The sequence below is a fragment of the Halomonas smyrnensis AAD6 genome (assembly GCF_000265245.1).
Lineage (GTDB): Bacteria > Pseudomonadota > Gammaproteobacteria > Pseudomonadales > Halomonadaceae > Halomonas > Halomonas smyrnensis.
On sequence record NZ_AJKS02000003.1, the window covers coordinates 181229 to 201527 of the forward strand.

A 20299-nucleotide genomic window follows, 5' to 3' on the forward strand; every position below is an offset into this window, starting at 1 on the left:
CTCCCGGGGCGTCGGTTGGCGCCCCGCTAACGCCACGGCATACGACGCGGGCGCATGGCCGATGCCATGCGCCCGCGCGGCCGGACGTGATCAGTGAATGTCGCGCCAGTACTCGCGCTTGAGCAGATAGGCGATGACGCCGAAGACGAAGATGAAGATCAGCACCTTGGGCGCCAGGGCCTCGGCCTTGAGCCGGGACGGCTCGCCGGCATAGGCCAGGAAGTTGGTCAGATCGTAGACCGCACCCTCGAACTCGTCCGGCTCCATGGCGCCGGGACTCGTCACCTGCAACACCTCGCAGGACTGGTACTTGCCGGTGAGAGGATCGAGCTCGGCCCCCTCGACGGGGTGTTCACTGGCGGCACAGACCTTCTCCTGCACGCCCTGCAGCGGCTCGAGCACGTTGGGCATCGCCACCAGCGGGAAGACCTGATTGTTGACGCCGGTGGGCCGCGACGGGTCGCGATAGAAGCCGAGGAGATAGGAGTAGATCCAGTCGGTACCGCGCAGCCGCGCCTCCAGGGTCAGGTCCGGCGGCGCCGCGCCGAACCAGCCTTCGCCATCCTCGGCCGACATGGCATTGCGCATCTGGTCGTTGAAGCCCAGCGGCTCGGCGAAGATCAGATGGTCCTCGACCAGATCCTGAGGCATGCCCAGGTCCTCCGCCGCCCGCGAGAAGCGCTGGTACTGCAGGGAATGACAGCCCATGCAGTAGTTGACGAAGAGCTTCATGCCACGCTGCAGCGACGCCCGATCATGAAGATCAGGCGTCATCTCCTGCAGGTGCGCTCCGCCCCCGGCGGCGAACCCGAGCGTCGGAAGCAGGGCCAGGATCAGAGCCAGCAGTCCCTTTTTCATCAGCCAGTCACCCTTTCCGGAACGGGTTTGGTCTTCTCCCAGCGGCTGTAGAACGGCATCAGCAGGAAGAAGGCGAAGTAGAGCACGGTACACAGCTGCGCCAGCACCGTGCGCGCGGCGGTCGGCGGCAGCACGCCGAGCACCCCGAGCACGATGAAGCTCAGCGCGAACAGCGTCAGCATCAGCTTCGAGACCCAGCCCTTGTAGCGAATGGAGCGCACCGGACTGCGATCCAGCCAGGGCAGCACGAACAGCACCGCGATGGCCGCTCCCATGCACACCACGCCGAGGAACTTGGCATCGAGGCCGAACAGCGAGAAGTTGATGGCGCGCAGAATCGCGTAGAAGGGCGTGAAGTACCATACCGGCGCGATATGATCCGGCGTCTTGAGCGGATTCGCCGGCTCGAAGTTGGGCTTCTCGAGGAAGTACCCGCCGCCCTCCGGAAAATAGAAGATCACCGCGCAGAACACGAACAGGAAGACGGCCACGCCGACGATGTCCTTGACCGTGTAGTAGGGATGGAACGGAATGCCGTCCAGCGGCTTGCCGCTCTCGTCCTTCCTGGCCTTGATGTCGATGCCGTCGGGATTGTTCGAGCCGACCTCGTGCAGGGCGATGATGTGCAGCACCACCAGCGCCAGGATCACGATCGGCAGCGCCACCACGTGCAGGGCGAAGAAGCGGTTCAGGGTGATGCCGGAAATCAGATAGTCGCCGCGCACCCACTGGGCCAGATCCGGCCCGATGCCGGGAATGGCGGAGAACAGCGAGATGATCACCTGAGCGCCCCAGTAGGACATCTGGCCCCAGGGCAGCAGGTAGCCCATGAAGGCCTCGGCCATCAGCGCCAGGTAGATCGCCATGCCGAAGATCCACACCAGCTCCCGAGGGGCCTTGTAGGAGCCGTAGAGCAGGCCGCGGAACATGTGCAGGTAGACCACGACGAAGAACGCCGAGGCGCCGGTGGAGTGCATGTAGCGGATCAGCCAGCCCCACTCCACGTCGCGCATGATGTATTCGACCGAGGCGAAGGCGCCCTCGGCGGACGGATTGAAGCTCATGGTCAGCCAGATGCCGGTGAGAATCTGGTTGACCAGCACCAGCAGCGCCAGCGAGCCGAAGAAATACCAGAAGTTGAAGTTCTTCGGCGCGTAGTACTTCGACAGATGCTCCTGCCACATCTGCGTGGCCGGGAAGCGATCATCGACCCAGCGCATGACGCCGCGTTCCGCCTTGGGCTTATCGGGATTCGCCATCAGGCCGTCTCCTCATCCTCACCGACGACGATGACGTCGTCACTCTCGAAGCGATAGGGGGGCACCTCCAGATTCAGCGGCGCCGGCACGTTGGCAAATACGCGCCCCGCCAGATCGAAGCGCGAACCGTGACACGGGCAGAAGAAACCGCCCGGCCAGTCGGCGACGCCGACGTCGTCGGCCCCGGGATCCGGCTTGAACAGCGGCGAACACCCCAGATGCGTGCAGATGCCGATCAGCACCCCGATCTCCGGGCGAATGGCCCGCAGCGGACCGCCGGCATAGCCGGGCTGCTGAGGCTCCTCGGAGCCGGGATCGGCCAGCAGCTCACCGCCGAGGGCCTCGGTGCGCTCGATCATTTCGGGCGTCCGATAGAGCACCCACACCGGGCGCCCACGCCACTCGACGGTCATGCGCTGACCGGGCTCGAGCTTGGAGATGTCCGCCTTGACCGGCGCACCGGCGGCACGCGCCCGAGCGCTCGGCTGCCAGGAAGACAAGAAGGGAACCGCTACCCCGACCGCCCCCGCCGCACCGACGACGGAGGTGGCGCCCACGAGGAAACGGCGTCGCCCCTTGTTCACGCCGCTGTCTGTCATTGTTGGTATTCTCCCATCAGCGTTTGCCCGCCCTTCCTGCGCGAGCCACCAGAGCCGCGACCACGAGGTTGAGGAATGCATTCCATGGTAGGTAATGGGGGCAGCCTGCACAACACGCCGCGCCGAGAGCCCGACACCAAGGCGCCGGTCTCTTGACCTCGCACAAAAAAAAAGCGCCCGGGTCCTGAGGACCCGGCGCTTTTGACGAGGCTCGTCGCAGCTTAACGCTTGGAGAACTGCGGACGACGACGGGCCTTGCGCAGACCGATCTTCTTACGCTCGACCTCACGGGCGTCACGAGTGACGTAGCCGGCTTCGCGCAGCGGCTTGCGGAAGTCTTCGTTGTACTGCATCAGGGCGCGGGTAACACCGTGACGGATGGCGCCGGCCTGGGCGCTGCCGCCGCCACCCTTGACGGTCACGTAGACGTCGAACTGGCCGAGGGTCTCGGTCAGCTCGAGCGGCTGACGGACGACCATGCGACCGGTGACGCGGCCGAAGAACTCGTCCAGCTCACGGTTGTTGACGGTGATCTTGCCAGTGCCCGGCTTCAGGAAGACGCGGGCGGTAGAGGTCTTGCGGCGACCGGTACCGTAATACTGCTGTGTCATGGCGAAAGCTCCCTCAGATGTTCAGTTCTTGCGGCTGCTGCGCGGCGTGCGGATGCTCGGTGCCGGCGTAGACCTTGAGCTTGGAGTACATGGCACGACCCAGCGGGCCCTTCGGGAGCATGCCCTTGACCGCGGACTCGATGACGCGCTCCGGTGCGTGAGCGATCATCTTCTCGAAGTTCATGGAGCGCAGGCCACCCGGATAACCGGTGTGACGATAGTAGTTCTTGGCGCTCGCCTTGTTGCCGGTGACATGCACCTTCTCGGCGTTGATCACGACGATGTAGTCGCCGGTGTCAACGTGCGGGGTGTATTCCGGCTTGTGCTTGCCACGCAGGCGGCGAGCGATCTCGGTGGCCAGACGGCCCAGAGTCTTGTCCGCAGCGTCGACGACGTACCAGTCGCGCTGGACGGACTGCGGCTTGGCAGTGAACGTCTTCATGGGTGAATCACCAAATCGATGTATTGGGTCCTGCCCGCCTCGGCGGTTCGGACCATCCCTATTTTTCTTGGTTGCCGCCCGGGGACGACAACGGTCAAGCGCGCGAATTCTACACGCCCTACTCCGTCAGGACAATGCTTTCCGCCCCAAGGCAGGAATCCCTTGCACGAAAACGCTCGAGCCAACAGCTGAAAAGTCGAACAGTCAGCGAGCGAAGGCCAGTCCTAGGCCCGTTCCCTACGGGCCAACGCACTTCCCACATCCATGTGGGTCGCAAGGCAAGCATCGGCGAGAAGGCGGACCGGGCTCGCGCACGAGCTGATGTTTAACCCCGTCTAGCCGAGCGCAGCGACTTTCGTGCACCGGCTAGGGCTTGTGCGGCAGGGCCAGATACTCCCTCGACTGCATCTCCTGCAGCCGCGACAGGGTACGCTCGAACTCAAACTCCAGCTTGCCGTCGCGGTAGAGCCGCTCCGCCGGCGCCTCGGCGGACATCAGCAGCTTGACGCCGCGGTCGTAGAACTCGTCGACCATGTTGATGAAGCGCCGCGCCTGGTCGTCGCTGGCGCCATCCATGCACGGCACGCCGGAGACCAGCACGCTGTGATACTCACGCGCCAGCTCGATGTAGTCGTTCTGGCTGCGCGGGCCGTCGCAGAGCTCGTCGAACGCGAACCAGACCACGTCATCGTGGAGCCGACGGCTGTAGAGCACGCGATGATTGATCTCGATCGGCGCCCCGCTCTCGCCCTCGTGCCCGGCGATCTCGCGGAAGCTGCGCGCCAGTTCGGCCTCGGCGGCCTCGTCCAGGGGCGAATGGAAGATCTCGGCGCGCTCCAGGGCGCGCAGCCGATAGTCGATGCCGGAGTCGACGTTAACCACCTCGCAGTGGCGCTCCAGCAGATCGATGGCCGGCAGGAAGCGCGCCCGCTGCAGACCGTCCCGGTAGAGATCGGCCGGCACGATATTGGAGGTCGCCACCAGCACCACGTCGCGGGCGAACAGCGCCTCGAGCAGATTGGCCAGGATCATCGCGTCGGTGATGTCCTTGACGAAGAACTCGTCGAAGCAGATCACCCGCGCCTCGGCGGCGAACTTGTCGGCCACCAGGGTCAGCGGATTCTTCTCGCCCTTGTAGTGCTCGAGCTCGTTGTGCACGCGCTGCATGAAGCGGTGGAAGTGGGTGCGCATCTTCTCGGGAAACGGCAGCGCCTCGAAGAAGGTATCCACCAGGTAGGTCTTGCCGCGACCCACGCCGCCCCAGAAATAGAGCCCCGTCACCTCGGGAAGCACCGGCGCCTCGGGCTCGCTGCGCTTGCCGAACAGTCCGGCCATGCGCGACTTGAGCCCCTTGCCGGCCGGCGTGGGCCGGGCGCTGTCGCGCGGCCTGGCCAGCAGCTCGTCGAACAGGCGCTGCAGATGCGCCACGGCCTGCTCCTGGGCAGGGTCGTGCGCGAAGTCGTCGCGCTGGAGATCGGCACGATAGCGCCCCATCGGGGTATTCGGCTCGGCGGCAGTCGGCATCCTGTGACTCTCGCTCATGGACATGGGGGCGACGGTCCTCGGCATCCGGTGAAAGGGAAGGATTATACGCGCCCGGCCGGCGCTTGGCATCGCCGACCGGCCGTTGACCCCGGCGACCGCCTCGGCCCTATAATGGGCCGCCGGGGCCGCCCGGCGCTGGAAGCCGGCCGCCGATGCCGAGCCGATCGACCGCTCAGGAGAATGATGTGGAACTAAGCAATATCAACTGGATGCTGGGCGCCGCCTGCCTGCTGGCCGGCATCGGCCTCGGGGTGCTGGGCTATCACCTGATGAACGCCGGGGCTCGTAACGCACAGATGCTGCGCCAGCGCCTCGCCGAACGCGACCGCCAGCTGGCCGAACTGCGCGACGGCGTCGGCGAGCACTTCGAGCGCCTCGGCAGCCTCGCCGCCGCACTGAACAAGGAAGTCGGCGAGGCCACGAGCCGCCTGGCCGTCGAGGCGCCGCACCGCCCCGACCTGGCGGCGGCCACCGCCACCATGCCCGAGCCCGAGGAAGCCGCCACCACGAGCGACGACGTGGCCGCGCCCCGCGACTACGCCGACGGCAACCGCGGCACCCTCTCCGAGGACTTCGGCCTCAAGCAGAGCGACGGCGACGCCCCCCAGCCGCCGCGCTACTGAGATACCGCCCTCGGGGCCTCGAGACGCCGTCCGCTGCCCATGGCAGCGGGCGGCGTCGTCGTTTCCGGGGCGCGCCCCGAATCACTAGGCCGGGTTATCGATATCCACGAAGCGATGCTCGATGCCGAACTCCGCGGCGAGACGCTCGCCCAGCGCCTGGACGCCGTAACGCTCGGTGGCGTGATGTCCCGCCGCCAGGTAGTGGATCCCCAGCTCCCGCGCCAGATGCGTGGTGCGCTCCGAGATTTCGCCGGAAATGAAGGCATCGGCACCGGCCGCCGCCGCCTCGGCGATCATGTCCTGGGCGCCGCCGGTGCACCAGGCCACGCGCCGGACCTCTCCGGCGCCCGGCGCCTCGACCAGCAGCGGCTCGCGGCCCAGCCGCTCGCCGACATGCTCGGCCAGCGCCGCCGCGCTCAGCGGTGCGGCAGGCCGCCCCAGCCAGATCAGCCCCTCGCCGAGCTCGCCGTCGGCACAGCCCTCCGCCGTGAAGCCGAGCCGCTCGCCCAGCCGCGCGTTGTTGCCGAGTTCGGCGTGGGCATCCAGCGGCAGGTGATAGGCCAGCAGGCCGATCTCATGGCCCAGCAGGGTCGCCAGCCGACGGCGTTTCATGCCGGTGACGGCCACCGGCTCGTTCTTCCAGAAATAGCCGTGATGGACCAGCAGCAGGTCGGCCTCCCAGGCCACCGCCTCGTCGAGCAGCGCCTGGCAGGCGGTCACGCCGCTCATCACCCGGGTGGCCCGCTCACGGCCTTCGACCTGCAGGCCGTTGAGGGTGTAGTCCTTGAAGCGCGCCGGTGACAGCAGCCGATCGCAGGCCGCCACCAGTTCCGCGGATGTCGTCATGAAGCCTCCGGACGGTTCATTCGTGCAATGTTACAATCCACGCATTCTAAACCGCCCCGCCGCCCCGCGACCACGCACCAGAAGGAAGCCCGCCGCATGCGACGCGCCCTCCCCTACCTGTGGCCCATCCTGATCGGCCTGCTGCTGGCCATCGTGCTGCTCAATGCCTTCCCGCGACTGGTGGGGCGCCAGGCCACGCCCCCCGTCACCGATACGCCCACGGTGCAGGTGCCGTCGGTGCCCGAGGCGACTCCGACCGCCGAGGACGTCGAGCGGCCGGCACCCAGCCTGCGCGAGGCCCCACCGATGACACGCGGCGAAGGGCCGGCGAGCTACTCCAGCGCCGTGGAGCAGGCCGCACCGGCGGTGGTCAACGTCTACTCCTCGCGCGTGGTGAAGCGCGACAGCCATCCGCTGATGTCCGACCCCTTCTTCCGCCAGTTCTTCGGCGACGACGCCCCGCGCCGCCAGCGCATGCTGTCGAGCCTGGGCTCGGGCGTGATCGTCAGCGACGACGGCTACGTGCTGACCAACCATCACGTCATTCGCGGCGCCGACCAGATCCAGGTGGCCCTGCGCGACGGCCGAGAGACCCTCGCCGAGGTGATCGGCACCGATCCCGAAAGCGACCTGGCGGTGCTGCGCATCGACCTCGACGACCTTCCGGTCATCGAGCTCTCCGACTCCGACCAGGCGGCGATCGGCGACGTCTCGCTGGCCATCGGCAACCCCTTCGGCGTCGGCCAGACCGTGACCATGGGCATCATCAGCGCCACCGGCCGCAGCCACCTGGGACTCAACGCCTACGAGGACTTCATCCAGACCGATGCCGCCATCAACCCGGGCAACTCCGGCGGCGCCCTGATCAACCCGGAGGGAGCGCTGGTCGGCATCAACACCGCCATCTTCTCGCGCTCCGGCGGCTCCCAGGGCATCGGCTTCGCCATTCCCGCCAACCTGGCGCGCAGCATCCTCGAGCAGATCGTCACCCAGGGGCGGGTGATACGCGGCTGGCTGGGCGTCGAGGCCCAGGAGCTGAACCCCGAGCTCGCCGCTTCCTTCGGCCTCGAGGCCCCCACCGGGGTGATCATCGCCGGCGTGGTGCCAGATGGCCCGGCGGACGCGGCCGGCCTGCAGCCCGGCGACGTGCTGCTCGAGGTGAACGATCGCCCGATCCTCGACCCCCGCCAGACCATGAGCGACATCGCCGACATCGAACCCGGCACCGAACTGCCGGTCACCGTGGTGCGCGGCGGCGAGAGCCTCGAGATCACGCTGCGGGTCGCCGAGCGCCCCACGCCGTCACGCCCGCTGTCCGTCGAGGAGAGCGAGACGCCCTGATTCATCCCGCTGCCCACAACGAACGCGGCCCCGTCGATGACGGGGCCGCGTTCGTTGTGGCGCCTGGCAAGGCCCGAAGGGGGCCTCAGTCGCGGATGCGATACTCGGCGCTGCGGGCGTGGGCGGTCAGCGATTCGCCGCGGGCCAGCACCGAGGCCGTGCGGCCCAGCGTCGAGGCACCCTCGGCGGAGCAGCCGATCAGCGAGGAGCGCTTCTGGAAGTCGTAGACGCCCAGCGGCGAGGAGAAGCGCGCCGTGCCCGAGGTCGGCAGCACGTGATTCGGCCCCGCGCAGTAGTCGCCCAGGGCCTCGGCGGTGTGGCGGCCCATGAAGATGGCGCCGGCGTGGCGCACCTCGGGCAGCCAGTCCTCCGGGGCCTCGACCGACAGCTCCAGGTGTTCCGGCGCGATGCGGTTGATCAGCGCCACCGCCTCGTCGCGATCGCGGCACTGGATCAGCGCGCCGCGCTCGGAAAGCGAGGTGCGAATGATCGCCTCGCGCTCCATGGTCGGCAGCAGGCGCGCCATGGCGTCGCCGACCGCGTCCAGATGATCGGCATCCCAGCTCACCAGGATCGACTGGGCATCCTCGTCGTGCTCGGCCTGGGAGAACAGGTCCATGGCCAGCCAGTCGGCGTCGGTGCCGCCGTCGGAGACCGCCAGGATCTCCGACGGGCCGGCGATCATGTCGATGCCGACCTGCCCGAACACCGCCCGCTTGGCGGTGGCCACGTAGATGTTGCCGGGGCCGACGATCTTGTCCACCCGCGGCACCGTCTCGGTGCCGTAGGCCAGCGCGGCCACGGCCTGGGCGCCGCCGATGGTGAAGACATGATCGACGCCCGCCAGGTGGGCGGCGGCCAGCACCAGCTCGTTGAGCACGCCGTCCGGGGTCGGCACCACCATGACGATCTCGCCGACGCCGGCCACGTGGGCCGGCAGCGCGTTCATCAGCACCGAGGACGGGTACGCCGCCTTGCCGCCGGGCACGTAGATGCCGGCGCGGTCCAGCGGCGTGACCTGCTGGCCGAGCAGCGTGCCGTCTTCCTCGGTGTAGGACCAGGATTCCGGCTTCTGGTGCTCGTGGTAGCGCCGCACGCGATCGGCGGCGGTGGCCAGCGCCTGGCGCTGCGCCTCGGGCAGGCCCTCGAAGGCCTGGCGCAGGCGATCCGGCCCCAGGGTCAGATCGGCCATGCTCGACGCCGAGAGGCGATCGAAGCGGTTGCTGGTCTCGACCACGGCGGCATCGCCGCGGGTCTTCACGGCCTCGAGGATGTCGGCGACGCGGCGCTGGACCTCGTCGTCGGACACGCCCTCCCAGGCCAGCAGGGCATCGAGGCGCGCCTCGAAGTCGGCGTCGGCGGTGGACAGACGCGCGATCTCGAGACGGCCGGCGGACACTTCACTCATGACGGTTCCTTTCCTCTCGGGGATGACCGGCGGCTCAGGCCGGCGCCTCGGCGCTGCGACGCTCGACCGCTTCGCGCAGGCGGGCGATCAGCGGCTTGAGGCGATCGTGCTTCATGGTCATGGCCGCCTTGTTGACCACCAGGCGGGTGGAGATCGGCGCGATCAGCTCGCGCGGCTCCATGCCGTTGGCCCGCAGGGTGTTGCCGGTATCGACGATGTCGACGATCTCGTCGGCCAGGTTCATCAGCGGCGCCAGTTCCATGGCGCCGTAGAGCTTGATCACCTCGGCCTGGATGCCCTGCTCGGCATAGTAGCGCTTGGCCACGTTGACGAACTTGGTGGCCACCCGGCGCCGAGCCTGGGACGGCTCGGCGCCGCTGACGCCCGCGGTCATCAACCGGCAGCCGGCGATCTCCAGGTCCAGCGGCTCGTAGAGCCCCTCGGCGCCATGCTCGAGCAGCACGTCCTTGCCCGCCACGCCCACGTCGGCGGCGCCGAGCTGGACATAGGTCGGCACGTCGGTGGCACGGATCACCACCAGCTTGACGTCCGGCAGGTTGGTGTCGAACAACAGCTTGCGGCTGGCCCCGAGGTCCTCGGCGGGCGTGATGCCCGCCTCGGCCAGCAGCGGCAGGGTCTCGTCGAGAATGCGGCCCTTGGAGAGGGCCAGAATCAGTTGCTTGCTCATGGTCTCGCCTGTTGTCGGCTCAGCCCGGGATGCGCCGGATCCTGGCGCCCAGCAGCTGCAGTTTTTCCTCGATGCACTCGTAGCCACGATCGATGTGGTAGATGCGATCGACCAGCGTCTCGCCCTCGGCCATCATCGCCGCGATCACCAGCGACGCCGAGGCCCGCAGGTCGGTGGCCATGACCGGCGCGCCGGACAGGCTCTCGACCCCGGTGATCACCGCGGTGTTGCCCTCGAGCGCGATGCTCGCGCCCATGCGGTTGAGCTCCTGGACGTGCATGAAGCGGTTCTCGAAGATCGTCTCGACCACCCGCCCGGTGCCCTCGGCCACCGCGTTCATGGCCACGAACTGGGCCTGCATGTCGGTCGGGAAGGCCGGATAGGGCGCGGTGCGCACGTTGACCGCCTTGGGCCGCTTGCCGTGCATGTCCAGCGCGATCCAGCCCTCGCCGGTGGTCACGCTGGCGCCGGCCTCCTCGAGCTTGGCCAGCACCGCCTCGAGGATATCGGCGCGGGTGTTGCGCACCTTCACCTTGCCCCGCGACAGCGCCGCGGCGACCAGGAAGGTGCCGGTCTCGATGCGGTCCGGCATCACGTCGTGCTCGGCGCCGTGCAGGCGTTCGACGCCCTCGACGACGATGGTGTCACTGCCGTGGCCGCGAATGTTGGCGCCCATCTTGATCAGGCACTCGGCCAGATCGATGACCTCGGGCTCGCGGGCGGCGTTCTCGAGCACCGTGGTGCCCTCGGCCAGCACCGCGGCCATCAGCAGGTTCTCGGTACCGGTCACGGTGACGGTGTCGAAGAAGATGGTCGCGCCCTTGAGGCGACCGTCGACCCGCGCGCGAATGTAGCCACCCTCGACGCGAATGTCCGCGCCCATGGCCTCGAGGCCACGGATATGCAGATCGACCGGCCGGGAGCCGATGGCGCAGCCGCCGGGCAGCGACACGTCGGCCTGGCCGAAGTGGGCCAGCAGCGGGCCGAGCACCAGGATCGAGGCGCGCATCTTCTTGACCAGCTCGTAGGGCGCGTGACAGTCGGTCACCTGGGCACCATTGAGCTGGATGCTCATGCGCTCGCCCATCACCGGCTGCACGCCCATGTGGCCGAGCAGCTCGAGGGTGGTGGTGATGTCCTGCAGATGCGGCAGGTTCCCGATGGTCACCGGCTCATCGGCCAGCAGGGTCGCGCAGAGAATCGGCAGGGCGGCGTTCTTGGCGCCGCTGGCCCAGACCTCGCCATCGACGGGGCCGTTGCCGGTAATGATCAGCTTGTCCATGTCACCTCGAGCCTCAGGCCCCCTTGTTCTCGGCGGCACCCTGCCACTGCTCGGGGGTGTAGGTCTTGATGGTCACGGCGTGCAGGGCGCCGGAGGCGATCTCGTCGGACAGCGCGCCGTAGATCAGCTGCTGGCGCTTGACGCGGGACAGCCCCTCGAACACCTCGCCGACGGCGACCACCTGGAAGTCGCAGCCCTCGCCCTGGATATGGAATTCGCAGCCATCGAGCCGGCTCTCGAGCAGCGCCTTGACCTCAGTGGGAAGCATCGAACCCTCGCTAGAAAATGGTTGATCCGTGAAAGCGCCACCGCAACGCGATGGCGGGACGAACAGCCGACCATGGTAATGAAAAGCGACGCCGTTGGCGACGTTCGCGTAGGCGACGCGTGCGGTCGGCGACAGCCACGCCGACAGCGTGTCGGCCGGCCGGCGAGCGTCGCCATGACAGGCCTCGGCATGAAAAAGGGCCGGGCGCGATGCTGTCGCTCCCGGCCCCTTGCGCATGGCCCCGCTCACGCCTCGGCGGCGTCGACGCCCGCCTGCACCGGCAGCAGGGTATCGACACCCGCGACCTCGGTCAGCCGGGCCAGCGGCGGCGACAGACGCACCGCCTCGAGCTCGAGGCCACTGGCCCGGCTCTGGCGCGCCCATTCCAGCAGCACGCTGACCGCCGCACTGCTGACGCGCCCCACCCCGCCGAGATCGAAGACCACGCGGCTGCCCTCGCTCAGGCCGGCGAGCCAGCGCTGGCCGGTCGCGGCGATCTCCGCGGCGCCGGCGAAGTCGACCTCACCGGACACCGACAGCACCTCGCCGTCGGCCTCGAGACGATTGGCGCCGTTGTCCAGCAGCACGCTCATCCCTCGTCGCCCTGCTCCAGCTCCTCGACGGCGAGCTCCGGCGCCCAGCCATCGATCACGGCATCGTAGTCGCGGTTCTGGTCGCGCATCGCCTGATCGAACTGGTTGCGGAAGGTCAGCCCCAGGTTGATGCCATTGACGATCACGTTGACCACCTTCCACTGGCCGTCATCCTGGCGCAGCGAATAGCTGACCGGATAGACGGTGCCGTCGCTGGCCACCACTTCCATCTCGACGCTGGCCTGATCCTCGTAGCGCGAGGCGTCCTGGTTCTCGAGCACTCGGATGTCCTGATAATCGAAGGTCACCAGGCCCTTGGCGTAGGTGTCGATCAGGGTCTGGCGGAAGGTGTCGACGAAGCGCGAGCGCTGCGACGGAGAGGCGTTGCGGAAGTAGCGCCCCATCACGCTGGCACCGATGTAGCGGAAATCGGCCACCTGCTCGAGGCTGTCGTCGACCACGGCCTCCAGCTCGCCGGGGTGCTCGCGGTAGTAGTCCTTGCGCCCCTCGATGTCGCCCATCAGCTCATCGACGCTGTCGCGGATCATCTGCTCGGGGGTGTTGGCCTGGGCGATCGCCGGCAGCGCCGCCAGGCACATCGCCAGCAGCATCAGCACGCCGGCCAGGCGCCGGGAAAGGCTCGTTGCATTCATCGGGTTCACTCCTTGGCCATGTTGGACACGAACTGCTGGATGAGCTCTTCCAGCACCAGGGCGGACTGGGTATCGCGAATGCGATCGCCGTCCGCCAGCGTCTCGGGGGCGCCGCCCACCGACAGCCCCACGTACTGCTCGCCGAGCAGCCCGGAGGTGAGAATCGCCGCGGTGGTGTCCTCGGACAGCTGGCCCTCGAGCTCGTCATCGAGCGTCAGCACCACCCGCGCGTCGTACCACTCCGAGTCGAACTCGATGCTCTCGACCCGGCCCACCGTGACCCCGGCCATGGTGACCCGGGCGCGCGGCTTGAGGCCGCCGACGTTGGCGAAATTGGCCTCCAGGCGGAAGTCGTCGCCCGGAGGTTCGAGACTCAGGCCGCTGACCCTCAGGGCGAGGAACAGCAGCCCCAGGATGCCGGCCAGCATGAACAGGCCGACGCCCAGTTCCATCGTCTTGCTGCGCTTCATTCCATGTCTCCACAAATCCGCGGCGGCGCCCGGCCGCCATCTTGCCCGCCCGTCGGACTCAGGCGAGCCCGCCGAACATCAGGGCGGTCAGTACGAAATCCAGCCCCAGCACCGCCAGCGAGGCGTAGACCACGGTGCGCGTGGTGGCGCGGGCGATGCCCTCCGAGGTCGGCACCAGGGCATAGCCCTGATAGACCGCGATCCAGGTGACCACCAGGGCGAACACCAGGCTCTTGATCAGGCCGTTGAGCACGTCATCGACGAACTCGACGCTGGCCTGCATGTTGCCCCAGTAGGAGCCCTCGAAGACGCCCAGCCACTTCACCCCGACCAGCTCACCGCCCCAGACGCCGATCACGCCGAAGCCGATGGTCAGCAGCGGCAGGGCGACGAAGCCGGCCCACAGGCGCGGCGCGACCACCCGGCGCAGCGGGTCGACGCCGATCATCTCCATGCTGGTGAGCTGCTCGGTGGCCTTCATCAGGCCGATCTCGGCGGTCAGGGCCGAGCCAGCGCGGCCGGCGAACAGCAGCGCCGCCACCACCGGCGCCAGCTCGCGCAGCAGCGACAGCGCCACCATCTGCCCGAGCGCATCCTCGGCGCCGAAGTCGACCAGGATGGTATAGCCCTGCAGGCCCAGCACCATGCCGATGAACAGGCCCGAGACCAACACGATGGCCAGCGACAGCACGCCGACGAAGTACATCTGGCGCAGCCACAGGCGAATGCCCTCGGCGGAGGGCACGCCGACGGCCGACTGCACGAGCAGCAGGGTCGCCTGGCCGAGCCCCTCGGTCAGATCGCAGCCCATGCGTCCCAGGCGCCGAATCAGAGCGGTCATCGCGGCCCTCCCGTGCCGAGCAGATCGTCGTGGAAGTCCATGGCGGGATAGTGGAACGGCACCGGGCCGTCCGGCTCGCCGTGGATGAACTGACTGACCCGCGGGTCACGATCCACGTCGAGACTCTGCGGCGTGCCCTGGGCCATCACCCGGCCGTCGGCGATCACGTAGACGTAGTCGGCAATGGACAGCGTCTCCTTGATATCGTGCGACACCACCACGGCGGTCAGCCCGAGGGCATCGTTGAGCCGGCGGATCAGCTGCACCAGCACGCCCATGGAGATCGGGTCCTGGCCGACGAAGGGCTCGTCGTAGAGGATCAGGTCTGGGTCCAGGGCGATCGCCCGCGCCAGCGCCACGCGCCGCGCCATGCCGCCGGAGAGCTCCGACGGCATCAGCCCGCGGGCGCCGCGCAGCCCCACGGCCTGGAGCTTCATCAGCACCAGGTCGCGGACCATCGATTCGGGCAGGTCGGTATGCACGCGCAGCGGGAAGGCCACGTTCTCGAACACGTCGAGATCGGAGAACAGCGCCCCGCTCTGGAACAGCATGCCCATGCGGCGACGCAGCCGGAACAGCGCCTTGCGCGACAGGCCGTGCACGTCCTCGCCGGCGATCCGCACCCGCCCCGCATCGGGCACGAGCTGGCCGCCGATCAGCTTGAGCAGAGTGGTCTTGCCGGTGCCGCTGGGCCCCATGATCGCGGTGATCTTGCCGCGGGGCACTACCATATCGAGACCGCGGAAGATCTCCGTCTCTCCGCGAGAGAAGCGCAGGCCCTCCACCTCGATGAGGGGAGAATCAGTCATCCATTGAATTCCCTGATAGATTATCGAACATCGTATCCTAACCATCGCCCGGGGCGCCAGCGCCGTCATGTCCCGGCTTGCGCCGAGCGGCCTCAGCGGGTTCAATGAGCGCCCTTTTGCGCGGCCCGCCGGCGCCGATTCGGCCGCCCGCCCTTGAGCCCAACCCCGCGACAGGCAACAATCCTCTCATGACAGACGATTCCTCCTTCCCCGCCGGCCTGCTGGCCAGCGCCGAACGCACCCTGCGGCTGGAGCAGCAGGCCGTCGGCGCCCTCGTCGAACGCCTCGACGGCGACTTCGAGCGTGCCTGCGAGCTGATACTGGCCTGTCGCGGCCGCGTAGTGGTCACCGGCATGGGCAAGTCCGGCCACATCGGCAGCAAGATCGCCGCCACCCTCGCCAGCACCGGCACCCCGTCCTTCTTCGTGCATCCGGGCGAGGCCAGCCATGGCGACCTGGGGATGATCACGCCCGGCGACGTGGTGCTGGCGCTGTCGAACTCCGGCGAGACCGCCGAGGTCACCGCCCTGCTGCCGCTGATCAAGCGCCTCGGCGCACCGTTGATCAGCATGACCGGCCGCCCCGGCTCGACCCTGGCTCGCCACGCCGAAGCCCATCTGGACGCCGGTGTCGAGCGCGAGGCCTGCCCGCTGGACCTGGCCCCAACCTCCTCGACCACCGCCGCCCTGGCGCTGGGTGACGCCCTGGCCGTGGCACTGCTCGAGAGCCGCGGCTTCACCGCCGAGGACTTCGCGCTCTCGCATCCCGGCGGCAGCCTCGGCAAGCGCCTGCTGCTCAAGGTCTCGGACCTGATGCACCAGGGCAGCCGCCTGCCGAAGGTCGCGCTGGGCAGCCCGCTGCGCGATGCGCTGCTGGAAATCACCCGTCAGGGGCTCGGCTTCACCTGCGTGATCGCCCCCGACGGCCTGCTGGCCGGGGTCTACACCGACGGCGACCTGCGCCGCACCCTGGATCAGTTCAACGACCTGTCGTCTCTGACGGTGGATCAGGTGATGACCGTGCCCGGCAAGCGGGTCTCGCCCGACACCCTGGCCGCCGAGGCCGTGCGCCTGATGGAAGACAACCGCATCACCGCGCTGGCCGTGGTGGACGACGACGGCCGCCCGGTGGGCGCCCTGCACATGCATGACCTGCTGGCCAGCGGCGTCATCTGACCCAAGGAGATTCCATGTCCTCAGACGCTCCCCTGCAGCACCCTGACCTGGTCGAGCGGCTGCGCCGTGTGCGCCTGCTGGCCCTGGACGTGGACGGCGTGCTGACCGACGGCCGCCTCTACTTCGATGCCGACGGCGACAGCCTCAAGGCCTTCCACACCCTCGACGGCCACGGCCTCAAGCTGGTGCAACGCGCCGGCATCCAGGTGGCGCTGATTACCGGCCGCGACTCGCCGATGGTCACTCGCCGCGCCAGCGCGCTCGGCATCCGGCATCTCCATCAGGGCATCGAGAAGAAGCTGCCGACGCTGCGCCAGCTGTGCCGGGACCTGGCGCTGGACCTCTCCGAGGTCGCCTACTGCGGTGATGACCTGCCCGACCTGGCCCCGATCCATCGGGCCGGCGTCGGCATCAGCGTGCCCGGCGCGCCGAGCTACATCCGCCGGCACGCCGACTGGGTCACCGAGCGCGAGGGCGGCCATGGCGCGGTACGCGAGATCTGCGACACCCTGCTCCAGGCCCAAGACCGGCTGGACGCCGTGCTCGACACCTACCTGAACGGCCAGGACTGACGCCATGCGCCTCCCCCGCCCCGGTTTTCGCACCTGGCTGTTCCTGCTGCTGCTCGCCCTCGGCGGCGGCCTGGCGCTGCTCGACCAGCGCCCCGAGGCACCGCCGGGCCCCGCGCCCCAGGGCGAGACGGGAGAGCCCGACTACTATCTGGAAGACGCGCACCTGACGCGCTTCGACGCCCAGGGCGCACCGCACCAGCGACTGACCACGCCGCGCCTGGAGCACACGCCGGTCGACGACGTCACCCGACTGACCACGCCACACGCCGAGCTCCGCGACAGCGAGGGCCGGCTGTGGCTGGCCGACGCCGAGCGCGGACGCCTGGAAGACGGCCAGCGCCTGCTCACCCTCCAGGGCCAAGCGGTGCTGACCGCCCCCGAGGAGCGCTGGCGGCTCGAGACCGAGCGCCTACACTACGACAGCCTCGCCGGTCACGCCTGGAGCGACACGCCGGCGCGACTGAGCCAGCCGCCGCAGCGGATGCGCGGCGAGCGCTTCGACGCCTGGCTCGATGACAACCGCGCCCGACTGACCGACAATGTGCGCGGCCACCACCCGCCGGACACCCAGGAGGACCCCGAGTCATGACGCGATCCCTCGCTTCACTGCTCAGCGCGGCGCTGCTCGCCACCGCGCTGGCCGCCCCCGGCGCCCTGGCGCTGGAAGGCGACGCCAGCGCCCCCATCCAGGTCGAGGCCGACCGGCTGGACCTCGACGATCGCGCCGGCACCGCCGTCTACCAGGGCGACGTGCGCATCCAGCAGGGCAGCATGCAGCTGACCGGCGACCGCGTGGAGATCCAGCGCAACGACGCCGGCCAGCTGACCACCGCCACCGCCACCGGCCAGCGCGCCTACCTGGAGCAGAAGCCCTCCCCGGACCAGCCGCTGGTCCGCGCCTGGGGCCGCACCGTGATCTACCACGTGGCCGAGCGGCGCATCGAGCTGGTCGACCAGGCCGAACTCCACCAGGGCGGCGACACCTTCGACGGCGGCTACCTCGAATACTTCCTCGATCGCCGGGTGGTGCAGGCCCGCTCCGACGCCCAGGGCGTCGGCGAGAGCCAGCGCGTGCGCATGACCCTCGAGCCGGAACAGCAGGACGGCCCATGAAGACCCTGAGTGCCCGGAACCTGGCCAAGAGCTACAAGCGTCGCCGCGTGGTCCACGACATCAGCCTGGAGATCCAGCAGGGCCGCATCATCGGCCTGCTGGGCCCCAACGGCGCCGGCAAGACCACCTCCTTCTACATGATCGTCGGCCTGGTACGCGCCGACGCCGGCCGTGTCGCCATCGACGACCGCGACCTCTCCGGCGCCGCCATGCATCAGCGCGCCCAGGCCGGGATCGGCTACCTGCCACAGGAAGCCTCGATCTTCCGCAAGCTGTCGGTGGCCGACAACATCATGGCGATCCTCGAGACCCGCCGCGACCTCGACCGCAGCGGCCGCAAGGCGCGCCTGGAGGCGCTGCTGGAGGAATTCCACATCACCCACATCCGCGACAACCTGGGCATGAGCCTGTCCGGCGGCGAACGCCGGCGGGTCGAGATCGCCCGGGCGCTGGCCACCGAGCCCGACTTCATCCTGCTCGACGAGCCCTTCGCCGGCGTCGACCCCATCTCGGTGGGCGACATCAAGGGCATCATCCGCCAGCTCAAGGCGCGCGAGATCGGCGTGCTGATCACCGACCACAACGTGCGCGAGACGCTGGACATCTGCGACGGCGCCTACATCGTCGGCGACGGCCAGATCATCGCCGAGGGTGACGCCGAGGAGATCCTCGCCAACCAGCGGGTGCGCGACGTCTACCTGGGCCAGGACTTCCGCCTCTGACCCATTGGTCTTCGCAAGTCACTGATATACTGCCGCCATGCACGGACGGGCATGGTGATTGCCGTTGGCACGCTAATTGCTGCGAACACGCTTGCATGGCGGACGCCCGGGCACTAGGGTGGAAGACCTCTTCACCGCAGGATCGGACCGCTCGCCCATGGCCATGAAGGCATCCCTTCAACTGCGTGTCGGCACCCAGCTGACCATGACCCCTCAGCTGCAGCAGGCCATCGGCCTGCTGCAGCTCTCGACCCTCGATCTGCGCCAGGAGGTCCAGCAGGCCCTCGAGGCCAATCCCATGCTCGAGCTCGAGGACGACTTCGGCGAACAGGCCGTCAGCGAGACGCCGGACGACGACTGGTCGGACGAGATCCCGGAAGAGCTCAGCGTCGACAGCGACTGGTCCGACACCTTCCAGGACGCCGGCGGCAGCGGTGAGGCCCCCGACTTCGAGCGCCAGGCCGCCGGCCAGAGCCTGCAGAGCCATCTCGTCTGGCAGCTGGCGATGAGCGGTCTCGATGAGCGCGAGAGGCGCATCGCCGAGAGCCTGATCGATGCCGTGACCCCGGACGGCTATCTGGATCAGCCGCTGGACGAGCTGCGCGATGGCCTGCGCGCCCAGGGCCTCGAGGGGCTCGCCACCCGCGAGGTCGAAGCGGTGCTGCTGCGCCTGCAGCAGTTCGAGCCCACCGGGGTGTTCGCCCGCGATCTGCGCGAGTGCCTGCTGCTGCAGCTCGCCACCCTGCCCGACGACACCCCGCTGCTGCCCCAGGCCCGGCGCCTGGTGCGCCAGTTCCTGGAGGCCCTGGCCGGCAACGATCGCCGGCTGCTCAAGCGGCGCCTGGGGCTCGATGACGACACCCTCGACGAGGTCATCGCCCTGATCCGCGGCCTCGACCCACGGCCGGGCAGCGAATTCGCCAGCGGCGACAGCGACTACGTGATTCCCGACCTGATCGCCCGCCACACCCCCCAGGGCTGGCGCGTCGAGCTCAACCCCGAGGCGATGCCGAGGCTACGCATCCAGCCCGACTACGCGGCACTGATCAAGCGCGCGGACAAGAGCGACGACAACCAGTTTCTCAAGGACCACCTGCAGGAGGCGCGCTGGCTGATCAAGAGCCTGGCCAGCCGCAACGATACCCTGCTGCGGGTCGGCCACGAGGTGATGACCCGCCAGATCGAGTTCCTCGAGCGCGGCGAGGAAGCCATGAAGCCGCTGATCCTGGCCGACATCGCCCAGGCCGTGGAGATGCACGAATCGACCATCTCCCGGGTCACCACCCAGAAGTTCATCCACACGCCGCGCGGCGTCTTCGAGCTCAAGTACTTCTTCTCCAGCCAGGTAGGCGACGGCGAGGACGCCCACTCCAGCACCGCGATCCGCGCCCGCATCCGCAAGCTGATCGAGGGCGAGCCGCCGCGCAAGCCGCTGTCCGACAGCAAGCTGGTCACCTTGCTCGCCGAGGAGGGCATCGAGGTCGCCCGTCGCACCGTCGCCAAGTATCGCGAAGCGATGCACATCCCGTCTTCCAGCCAGCGAAAACGCCTCGGCTGAGACCCCGCCGAAGGCGATTTCCA

General features: G+C 68.6%; 24 protein-coding genes. 8 read left to right on the forward strand and 16 right to left on the reverse strand.

Features of this window, described 5'->3' with window-relative positions; translation table 11 throughout:
* Positions 1-90: 90 nt before the first annotated feature.
* From UYS_RS0204985 to zapE, 6 genes are all read right to left on the reverse strand, one after another.
* The gene (locus UYS_RS0204985) at positions 91-858 is read right to left on the reverse strand and encodes a cytochrome c1 (RefSeq protein WP_016854405.1); all 768 of its coding nucleotides are present in this window, start codon (positions 856-858) and stop codon (positions 91-93) included.
* On the reverse strand, positions 858-2117 hold the full coding sequence (locus UYS_RS0204990; RefSeq protein WP_016854406.1) for a cytochrome b: 1260 nt from the start codon (positions 2115-2117) through the stop codon (positions 858-860). The genes UYS_RS0204985 and UYS_RS0204990 overlap by 1 nt, the downstream gene beginning before the upstream one ends.
* Positions 2117-2716, reverse strand: coding sequence for a ubiquinol-cytochrome c reductase iron-sulfur subunit (gene petA, locus UYS_RS0204995; RefSeq protein WP_016854407.1), 600 nt, complete (start codon positions 2714-2716; stop codon positions 2117-2119). The genes UYS_RS0204990 and petA overlap by 1 nt, the downstream gene beginning before the upstream one ends.
* Positions 2717-2937: 221 nt before the next feature.
* The gene (gene rpsI / locus UYS_RS0205000; protein WP_016854408.1) at positions 2938-3327 is read right to left on the reverse strand and encodes a 30S ribosomal protein S9; all 390 of its coding nucleotides are present in this window, start codon (positions 3325-3327) and stop codon (positions 2938-2940) included.
* Positions 3328-3340: 13 nt separating this feature from the next.
* A complete protein-coding gene (rplM, locus tag UYS_RS0205005; RefSeq protein ID WP_016854409.1) occupies positions 3341-3769 on the reverse strand; it encodes a 50S ribosomal protein L13 in 429 nt (142 codons plus the stop codon).
* A gap of 366 nt (positions 3770-4135) precedes the next feature.
* On the reverse strand, positions 4136-5293 hold the full coding sequence (zapE, locus tag UYS_RS0205010; RefSeq protein WP_237738424.1) for a cell division protein ZapE: 1158 nt from the start codon (positions 5291-5293) through the stop codon (positions 4136-4138).
* Positions 5294-5499: 206 nt separating this feature from the next.
* Here zapE and UYS_RS0205015 point away from each other — a divergent pair, with 206 nt between their 5' ends.
* Entirely contained in the window at positions 5500-5937 is a 438-nt protein-coding gene (locus UYS_RS0205015; RefSeq protein WP_016854411.1) for a Z-ring associated ZapG family protein, read from the forward strand.
* A gap of 84 nt (positions 5938-6021) precedes the next feature.
* On the opposite strand, the gene UYS_RS0205020 is transcribed toward UYS_RS0205015, so the two are convergent.
* Positions 6022-6783 carry a Nif3-like dinuclear metal center hexameric protein gene (locus tag UYS_RS0205020; protein ID WP_016854412.1) on the reverse strand — a complete coding sequence of 254 codons (762 nt, stop codon included), beginning with the start codon at positions 6781-6783 and terminating at the stop codon, positions 6022-6024.
* Positions 6784-6879: 96 nt separating this feature from the next.
* Between UYS_RS0205020 and UYS_RS0205025 the strand changes: the two genes are divergently transcribed.
* On the forward strand, positions 6880-8124 hold the full coding sequence (locus tag UYS_RS0205025; protein WP_016854413.1) for a Do family serine endopeptidase: 1245 nt from the start codon (positions 6880-6882) through the stop codon (positions 8122-8124).
* 85 nt (positions 8125-8209) lie between these two features.
* Here UYS_RS0205025 and hisD read toward each other — a convergent pair whose 3' ends face one another.
* The 9 genes from hisD to UYS_RS0205070 form a co-directional block, all read right to left on the reverse strand.
* Positions 8210-9532, reverse strand: coding sequence for a histidinol dehydrogenase (gene hisD / locus UYS_RS0205030; RefSeq protein ID WP_016854414.1), 1323 nt, complete (start codon positions 9530-9532; stop codon positions 8210-8212).
* Between the two features lie 34 nt (positions 9533-9566).
* The gene (gene hisG / locus UYS_RS0205035) at positions 9567-10220 is read right to left on the reverse strand and encodes an ATP phosphoribosyltransferase (RefSeq protein WP_016854415.1); all 654 of its coding nucleotides are present in this window, start codon (positions 10218-10220) and stop codon (positions 9567-9569) included.
* A gap of 19 nt (positions 10221-10239) precedes the next feature.
* Positions 10240-11502: a UDP-N-acetylglucosamine 1-carboxyvinyltransferase gene (gene murA, locus UYS_RS0205040; protein ID WP_016854416.1), complete on the reverse strand. Its 1263-nt coding sequence runs from the start codon at positions 11500-11502 to the stop codon at positions 10240-10242.
* A 13-nt stretch (positions 11503-11515) separates the two neighbouring features.
* Complete coding sequence (locus UYS_RS0205045; protein ID WP_016854417.1) at positions 11516-11770, reverse strand: BolA family protein; 255 nt, start codon at positions 11768-11770, stop codon at positions 11516-11518.
* A gap of 245 nt (positions 11771-12015) precedes the next feature.
* On the reverse strand, positions 12016-12363 hold the full coding sequence (locus tag UYS_RS0205050) for an STAS domain-containing protein (protein ID WP_016854418.1): 348 nt from the start codon (positions 12361-12363) through the stop codon (positions 12016-12018).
* Positions 12360-13016, reverse strand: coding sequence for an MlaC/ttg2D family ABC transporter substrate-binding protein (locus UYS_RS0205055; RefSeq protein WP_016854419.1), 657 nt, complete (start codon positions 13014-13016; stop codon positions 12360-12362). Before UYS_RS0205055 ends, UYS_RS0205050 begins: the two co-directional genes overlap by 4 nt.
* 5 nt (positions 13017-13021) lie before the next feature.
* On the reverse strand, positions 13022-13486 hold the full coding sequence (gene mlaD / locus UYS_RS0205060; RefSeq protein WP_016854420.1) for an outer membrane lipid asymmetry maintenance protein MlaD: 465 nt from the start codon (positions 13484-13486) through the stop codon (positions 13022-13024).
* A gap of 58 nt (positions 13487-13544) precedes the next feature.
* Positions 13545-14327 carry a lipid asymmetry maintenance ABC transporter permease subunit MlaE gene (gene mlaE, locus UYS_RS0205065; protein ID WP_016854421.1) on the reverse strand — a complete coding sequence of 261 codons (783 nt, stop codon included), beginning with the start codon at positions 14325-14327 and terminating at the stop codon, positions 13545-13547.
* Positions 14324-15136 (reverse strand): ATP-binding cassette domain-containing protein, encoded by an 813-nt coding sequence (locus tag UYS_RS0205070; protein ID WP_016854422.1) that lies wholly within the window; start codon positions 15134-15136, stop codon positions 14324-14326. The genes mlaE and UYS_RS0205070 overlap by 4 nt, the downstream gene beginning before the upstream one ends.
* 188 nt (positions 15137-15324) lie before the next feature.
* Between UYS_RS0205070 and UYS_RS0205075 the strand changes: the two genes are divergently transcribed.
* From UYS_RS0205075 to UYS_RS0205100, 6 genes are all read left to right on the forward strand, one after another.
* Complete coding sequence (locus UYS_RS0205075; protein ID WP_016854423.1) at positions 15325-16311, forward strand: KpsF/GutQ family sugar-phosphate isomerase; 987 nt, start codon at positions 15325-15327, stop codon at positions 16309-16311.
* A gap of 14 nt (positions 16312-16325) precedes the next feature.
* Entirely contained in the window at positions 16326-16883 is a 558-nt protein-coding gene (locus UYS_RS0205080; RefSeq protein ID WP_016854424.1) for a KdsC family phosphatase, read from the forward strand.
* Positions 16884-16887: 4 nt separating this feature from the next.
* Positions 16888-17472, forward strand: coding sequence for an LPS export ABC transporter periplasmic protein LptC (gene lptC, locus UYS_RS0205085; RefSeq protein ID WP_016854425.1), 585 nt, complete (start codon positions 16888-16890; stop codon positions 17470-17472).
* Positions 17469-17996, forward strand: coding sequence for a lipopolysaccharide transport periplasmic protein LptA (gene lptA, locus UYS_RS0205090; RefSeq protein ID WP_016854426.1), 528 nt, complete (start codon positions 17469-17471; stop codon positions 17994-17996). Before lptC ends, lptA begins: the two co-directional genes overlap by 4 nt.
* A complete protein-coding gene (gene lptB, locus UYS_RS0205095; protein WP_016854427.1) occupies positions 17993-18718 on the forward strand; it encodes an LPS export ABC transporter ATP-binding protein in 726 nt (241 codons plus the stop codon). The genes lptA and lptB overlap by 4 nt, the downstream gene beginning before the upstream one ends.
* Before the next feature lie 157 nt (positions 18719-18875).
* A complete protein-coding gene (locus UYS_RS0205100; protein WP_016854428.1) occupies positions 18876-20276 on the forward strand; it encodes an RNA polymerase factor sigma-54 in 1401 nt (466 codons plus the stop codon).
* Positions 20277-20299: the final 23 nt, after the last annotated feature.

Excerpts from the sequence above, each read along its gene's own strand:
- UYS_RS0204985 (WP_016854405.1), bottom strand. The coding sequence starts at position 858 with ATGAAAAAGGGACTGCTGGCTCTGATCCTGGCCCTGCTTCCGACGCTC.
- UYS_RS0204990 (WP_016854406.1), bottom strand. The coding sequence starts at position 2,117 with ATGGCGAATCCCGATAAGCCCAAGGCGGAACGCGGCGTCATGCGCTGG.
- petA (WP_016854407.1), bottom strand. The coding sequence starts at position 2,716 with ATGACAGACAGCGGCGTGAACAAGGGGCGACGCCGTTTCCTCGTGGGC.
- rpsI (WP_016854408.1), bottom strand. The coding sequence starts at position 3,327 with ATGACACAGCAGTATTACGGTACCGGTCGCCGCAAGACCTCTACCGCC.
- rplM (WP_016854409.1), bottom strand. The coding sequence starts at position 3,769 with ATGAAGACGTTCACTGCCAAGCCGCAGTCCGTCCAGCGCGACTGGTAC.
- zapE (WP_237738424.1), bottom strand. The coding sequence starts at position 5,293 with ATGCCGACTGCCGCCGAGCCGAATACCCCGATGGGGCGCTATCGTGCC.
- UYS_RS0205020 (WP_016854412.1), bottom strand. The coding sequence starts at position 6,783 with ATGACGACATCCGCGGAACTGGTGGCGGCCTGCGATCGGCTGCTGTCA.
- UYS_RS0205025 (WP_016854413.1), top strand. The coding sequence starts at position 6,880 with ATGCGACGCGCCCTCCCCTACCTGTGGCCCATCCTGATCGGCCTGCTG.
- hisD (WP_016854414.1), bottom strand. The coding sequence starts at position 9,532 with ATGAGTGAAGTGTCCGCCGGCCGTCTCGAGATCGCGCGTCTGTCCACC.
- hisG (WP_016854415.1), bottom strand. The coding sequence starts at position 10,220 with ATGAGCAAGCAACTGATTCTGGCCCTCTCCAAGGGCCGCATTCTCGAC.
- murA (WP_016854416.1), bottom strand. The coding sequence starts at position 11,502 with ATGGACAAGCTGATCATTACCGGCAACGGCCCCGTCGATGGCGAGGTC.
- UYS_RS0205045 (WP_016854417.1), bottom strand. The coding sequence starts at position 11,770 with ATGCTTCCCACTGAGGTCAAGGCGCTGCTCGAGAGCCGGCTCGATGGC.
- UYS_RS0205050 (WP_016854418.1), bottom strand. The coding sequence starts at position 12,363 with ATGAGCGTGCTGCTGGACAACGGCGCCAATCGTCTCGAGGCCGACGGC.
- UYS_RS0205055 (WP_016854419.1), bottom strand. The coding sequence starts at position 13,016 with ATGAATGCAACGAGCCTTTCCCGGCGCCTGGCCGGCGTGCTGATGCTG.
- mlaD (WP_016854420.1), bottom strand. The coding sequence starts at position 13,486 with ATGAAGCGCAGCAAGACGATGGAACTGGGCGTCGGCCTGTTCATGCTG.
- mlaE (WP_016854421.1), bottom strand. The coding sequence starts at position 14,327 with ATGACCGCTCTGATTCGGCGCCTGGGACGCATGGGCTGCGATCTGACC.
- UYS_RS0205070 (WP_016854422.1), bottom strand. The coding sequence starts at position 15,136 with ATGACTGATTCTCCCCTCATCGAGGTGGAGGGCCTGCGCTTCTCTCGC.
- UYS_RS0205075 (WP_016854423.1), top strand. The coding sequence starts at position 15,325 with ATGACAGACGATTCCTCCTTCCCCGCCGGCCTGCTGGCCAGCGCCGAA.
- UYS_RS0205080 (WP_016854424.1), top strand. The coding sequence starts at position 16,326 with ATGTCCTCAGACGCTCCCCTGCAGCACCCTGACCTGGTCGAGCGGCTG.
- lptC (WP_016854425.1), top strand. The coding sequence starts at position 16,888 with ATGCGCCTCCCCCGCCCCGGTTTTCGCACCTGGCTGTTCCTGCTGCTG.
- lptA (WP_016854426.1), top strand. The coding sequence starts at position 17,469 with ATGACGCGATCCCTCGCTTCACTGCTCAGCGCGGCGCTGCTCGCCACC.
- lptB (WP_016854427.1), top strand. The coding sequence starts at position 17,993 with ATGAAGACCCTGAGTGCCCGGAACCTGGCCAAGAGCTACAAGCGTCGC.
- UYS_RS0205100 (WP_016854428.1), top strand. The coding sequence starts at position 18,876 with ATGGCCATGAAGGCATCCCTTCAACTGCGTGTCGGCACCCAGCTGACC.